The organism is Achromobacter insolitus (genome assembly GCF_002209555.1).
In the GTDB taxonomy this organism is placed as follows: Bacteria; Pseudomonadota; Gammaproteobacteria; order Burkholderiales; family Burkholderiaceae_B; genus Achromobacter; species Achromobacter insolitus.
The window spans coordinates 1-1,886 of the sequence record NZ_NJIF01000021.1; the positions used below are offsets into that span (position 1 = coordinate 1).

1 protein-coding gene is annotated in these 1,886 nt (G+C 69.4%); it reads right to left on the reverse strand.

Annotated elements, in window-relative coordinates; translation table 11 throughout:
• Positions 1–1,886 (reverse strand): autotransporter-associated beta strand repeat-containing protein (locus CEY08_RS29705; protein ID WP_170946346.1); only part of this gene is annotated, 1,886 nt, incomplete at both ends.

Consider the following 1,886-nt stretch of genomic DNA (forward strand, 5'->3'; position numbering starts at 1 on the left):
GCGCCGGCGAACGTCCCGTCAGTCGCCTGCTCGAACACCAGCATGCCGCCGTTATCGACGTTGCCGCGGACGGACCCCGCGTTGCCGATCAGCGTGCCCGACTGGATCCTGGTATTGCCATAGGCATTGCCTGCATTGCTCAGGCGCAGCGTGCCCGTGCCGACCTTGACGAGGTCGCCGCTGCCGGACACGCCGCCCGCCAGGCCCAGCGTCGTCCCCGCCGCCACATCCACGCGGCCCGCCTGCGCCAGCGTAATCGCGCGTGACGTCGTAAAGGAGTCCGTGGTGGCCAGCGCGCCACCGCCGAACACCAGCGCGCCCGTCACATGGCCCAGGCTCTCGTCGCGTGCGATCTGCAACGTGCCGCCATCGATGCGGGTGCCGCCGCCATAGACATTGATGCCGTCCAGCACCAGCGTGCCGGCCCCGGCCTTGACGAGCGAGCCGCCTCCCGACACCAGGCCGGACAAGCCCAGCGTCGTGCCGGCAGCCACGTCGACGCGGCCCGTTTGCGCCAGCGTCACGGCACGCGAGATGTCGAACGTGCCGGTAGTGGCCAGCGTGCCGCCGTTGAACGTCAGGCCGCCTGCGGCGGCGCCCAGGTTCGCGTCACGGCCGATACGCAGGATGCCGTCGGCAATCGTCGTGCCGCCGATGTAGCTGTTGCTGCCGTTCAAGACCATCGCGCCGCCGCCGCTCTTGACGAGACCGCCTGCTCCCGACACCGCGCCGTTCACGCCCAGCGTGGTCGAAGCTGCGACGTCGAAGCGACCCGTTTGCGCAAGCGTTACGGCGCGCGAGGAAGCAAAGGATCCCGTCGTGGCCAGCGCACCGCCATGGAATGCCAGGCCGCCTATGACATCGCCCAGGTTCGCATCGCGATCGATCTGCAGGGTGCCTGCCTCGATCGTCGTGCCGCCGTCATGGCTATTGCTGCCGCGCAGGACGAGAGTGCCCCCGCCCTGTTTGACCAGGCCGCCATTGCCGGCGACAACCCCCGCCAAGCCCAGCGACGTGCCTGTAGCCACGTCGAAACGGCCCGCCTGCATGAGCGTAATGGCGCGCGAGGTGTCGAAGGAGCCGGTGGTCGCCAGCGTGCCGCCGCTGAACGTCAGGCCACCCGCAGCCGCGCCCAGGTTCGCGTCCCGATCGACTTGCAGCGTGCCGCCAGCGAGCTGCGTGCCTCCGGTGTAGCTATTGTTGCCAGCCAGCACCAGCGTGCCGGCGCCAGCCTTGGTCAGCGTCCGGCCGTCCCAACCCGTCGCGGCGTTGGCCGCCTGATCGACCAGCGGCGCGCTCACCACGAAACGGTCCGTGGCGTTGGCCAGCGTGAAGGTGCCATGGCTAAGATTGTTGCCGGCCGCCCAGGTCAGGCCATAGGTCGCAAGGTACTGCCGGTTGTCCGCCGACTTGCGCGTGTTGACGTTCAGATAGTCCACCGCGCCCGTAAAGCCGCCCACGCTCACCGAGCCGAACTCGCCGCCGATACCCGAGCGAGTATCGATCAATACCTTGTCCAGTTGGCTCGCGCTGGAGATTCCGCTCAGCCTGAACGCCACGCCATCGCCCAGCGTGATGGTGTCGGCCGTGATGGACGGCCCGCCCGCGCCCGCGGCGATATCCAGCACCGCGTGATCGGCCAGGCCAATGTCGCCCGCCACCGCCAAGGTCGCAGGGCCTTGCACCGACAGCGCGCTGCCGCCCGCCACTCGCAGATTGCCGCCCAGGCTGCTGGCCGCGCCCGCCACGCCATTGCCGAACTGCAACACGCCCCCAGCCACGTCGGCCAGGCCGCTCAACACACCCTGCACCACCAGCTTGCCTTCCGACACCGTGGTCTTGCCGGTGTAGCCCGCGTGATTGCCGGTCAGGTCCAACGCCCCTGC